Genomic DNA, 3,327 nt, shown 5'->3' with positions numbered 1-3,327 from the left:
GATAGGCACATGGCCCCCCAAGACCCGACCCCGAAACGGCCCGACCCCGACGCGCTTCTGGCCCTGACCAGAGCCGACAGGCCGGGCCGTCTGAAGATTTTCCTGGGGGCCGCGCCGGGGGTGGGCAAGACCTATGCCATGCTCTCGGCGGCACAACGGCTGAAATCCGAGGGCCACCCCCCGGTTCTGGGCCTGATCGAGACCCATGGCCGCAAGGAGACCATGGCCCTGACCGAGGGCCTTGAAATGCTCCCGCGGCGCCAGATCGCCTATCGCGGTCAGATGCTGGAGGAATTCGATCTCGATCTGGCGCTGGCGCAGCGCCCGGCGCTTTTGATCGTCGACGAGCTGGCGCATAGCAATGCCGAGGGCAGCCGCCACCCAAAGCGCTGGCAGGATGTGCAGGAGTTGCTGGATGCAGGCATTGATGTCTGGACGGCGTTGAACATCCAGCACCTCGAAAGCCTCGCCGATGTCGTGGCGCAAATCACCGGAGTTCAGGTGCGCGAGACGGTGCCGGATGCCGTTCTGCAAAAGGCGCAGGATGTGGTTCTGGTGGACATTCCGCCCGACGAGCTGATCGCAAGGCTGCGGGCGGGCAAGATTTACCTGCCACAGACGGCGCGGCGGGCGACCGAGAATTTCTTCACCCCCGGCAACCTGACCGCCCTGCGCGAGCTTGCGCTGCGCCGCACCGCCGACCGGGTGGAGGATCAGATGACGCAGATCCTGCGCCAGAAGGCGATCGAAGGGCCTTGGGGCGCCTCGGAGCGGCTTCTGGTCTGCATCGGCCCGGATGGCGCGGGCGAGCGGCTGGTGCGGCTGGCGGCACGGCAAGCGGCCTCGCTGAACGCAAGCTGGATCGCCGTTTCGCTGGCGCAGCCGGGGCGGGCGGGGCCGGGTGTCGCCGAGGCGCTGGCGCTGGCCGAAAGTCTCGGGGGCGAGACTCTGCGGATGACCAGCACGGATTTCGTGACCGATCTTTTGCGACTGGCCCGGCGCGAGAATGTCAGCCAGATCCTTCTGGGCCAAAGGCGCAGGCGCCGGTCGCTGGCCCGCGCGCTGCTGGCCCAGGCCGACGAGATCCCGGTGACGGTCGTGCCGCTTGCGGAGCCACCACGGGGCTGGGCCTTCGGGTCGTGGCTCGGCCCGGGCCTGACCGGCGATGTCAGTCTGGCCCTGCTCGCGACCAGCCTTGGCGTCGCGGCGGGCCTCGGCCTTGCCGCCGTCATGGAGCTTCCAAACCTGTCGATGCTGTTCCTCCTCGGGGTTCTCGCGGCCTCTGTGCTGCGCGGCACGCGGGCGGCGGTTCTGGCGGCGGCCTGCGCCTTTCTGGCCTACAACTTCTTTTTCATTGATCCGGTTCACACGCTGACCATTGCCAAACCGCATGAGCTTTTTGCGCTTCTGATCTTTCTGGCCGTGGCCACGCTCACCGGGTCGCTGACCGGGCAGATCCGCGCCCAGGCGCGGGCGGCGCTGGCCCAGACCCGCGCCATCGAATCCCAGGCGGGGTTTTCGCGGAAACTCGCGGTCGCCTCGACCGAGGAGGACGTGCTTTGGGCGACGGTCGCGCAAGTCCATGCGCTGACGGGGGCGCATGCGATCCTGTTGCTGCCCGATGGCGCTGAGTTGCCGGCCCGCGCCGCCTGGCCACCGGACGAGCTGGCCGACCCGGCCGATCTGACGGCCGCCCGCTGGGCTTTGGAGAGATCGGAAATCGCAGGCTGGCGGACCGGGACGCTGCCGAACCTCCGCTGGCGCTTTCATCCGCTGAAAACCCCAAGTCGGGTTGTCGCGGTGCTTGGCATCAAGCCGCAAGACCCGCTGTCGCCCGAGGATGAGACCCAGCTGGCGGCCACCATCGAACAGGCGGCGCTGGCGCTTGACCGCGCGCTGCTTGTGCATGAGGCGGTCAAGGCCGCAGCCCTTCAGGAGAACGAGAATATCCGCGACGCGCTGCTGGCATCGCTCAGCCATGACCTGCGCACGCCCCTCGCGGCGATCCTTGGCTCGGTGACGACATTGCAGGCGCGGGGGGCGCTGTCGGAGGGTCAAAGACATGACCTCTTGCAGACCATCGGACAAGAGGCCGGGCGTCTGAACCGCTTTGTCGGCAATCTGATGGAAATGAGCCGGATCGAATCCGGTGCAGTCAAGATGCGGCGCGACTGGGTGGATGTGGGCGATGCGATCCGCGAGGCGGTCGAGCGCTGCGCGCAGACCCATCCGGGGCAGGTGACCCGGATCAGCCTTGCCCCCGATCTGCGGTTCGTGCGCGGCGATCAGGATCTGCTGGGTCAGGTCATGTTCAACCTGGCCGACAACGCCCATAAATATGCCGAAGGTGGAGAGGTGGCGATCCACGCCCGCAATCTGGGGGATCAGGTGATGATCAGTGTGACCGACGAAGGGCCGGGGATAAAACCCGCCGATCTTGAACGCGTGTTCGAGAAATTCTACCGGGCGGGCGGAACGGATCGGCGCAAGCCTGGAACAGGGCTGGGCCTCTCGATCTGCCGCGGTCTGGTGCAGGCCATGGGTGGCACGATCCATGCCGAAAGCCCCGCCGTGCGGCGGCGTGGCACGCGGATGGTGGTGCGTCTGCCCGCCGCAGAACTGCCGGTCGAGGAAGGCTGATGTCCCTGATCCTGATCGTCGATGACGACCCGCAGATCCAGACCATGCTTCGCATCGGGCTGGAGAGTGCGGGCCACCAGACCCGACCCGCCCTGACCGGCGCCGAGGCCCTGCGGCTGGCCGCCCTGATCGCCCCGGATGCCATCCTCCTTGACCTCGGCCTGCCCGATCGCGATGGCAAAGAGGTTCTGGCGGATCTGCGCGCCTTTTCCCAGGTTCCGGTCATCGTCCTGTCGGCGCGGGACCGCGAGGCCGAGAAGGTGGCGGCGCTTGACCTCGGCGCCGATGATTATCTGGAAAAGCCCTTTGGCATCGCCGAGCTGCAAGCGCGGCTGCGCACGGCCGCCCGCCATGCGGCCCGTGGCCGGGGCGAGGTGCAGCGCGTCGAGATCGGCGATCTGGTCATCGACCTCGACAAGCGGCTGGTGACCCGGGGCGGCGAGGCGCTGCGCCTGACGCCCAAGGAATACAACCTGCTGGCGGTGCTGGCGCGCAACCTGGGCCGTGTGGTCACCCACCGTCAGATTTTGACGGCGGTCTGGGGTCCGGCGCATCAGGACGATACGCAATATCTGCGTGTCTTCATCGGTCAGCTGCGCGCCAAGATCGAGCCAGACCCCAGCAACCCCACGATCCTGCGCACCGAGCCGGGGGCGGGATACCGCATGTCCGAACCCTGAGCCGCGG

At 67.6% G+C, this 3,327-nt stretch carries 2 protein-coding genes; both read left to right on the top strand.

Features of this window, described 5'->3' with window-relative positions; translation table 11 throughout:
• Positions 1-2,640, top strand: a 2,640-nt coding sequence (locus JNN06_RS03270; RefSeq protein WP_291238168.1) for a sensor histidine kinase KdpD, incomplete at its 5' end; no start/stop codon positions are given.
• Complete coding sequence (locus tag JNN06_RS03265; protein ID WP_291238167.1) at positions 2,640-3,320, top strand: response regulator transcription factor; 681 nt, start codon at positions 2,640-2,642, stop codon at positions 3,318-3,320. The genes JNN06_RS03270 and JNN06_RS03265, both read left to right, overlap by 1 nt.
• Positions 3,321-3,327 lie beyond the last annotated feature (7 nt).

It is taken from the genome of Gemmobacter sp. (genome assembly GCF_016792925.1).
Classification (GTDB): domain Bacteria; phylum Pseudomonadota; class Alphaproteobacteria; order Rhodobacterales; family Rhodobacteraceae; genus Gemmobacter.
This window is presented reverse-complemented; position numbering and strand designations above follow the sequence as displayed.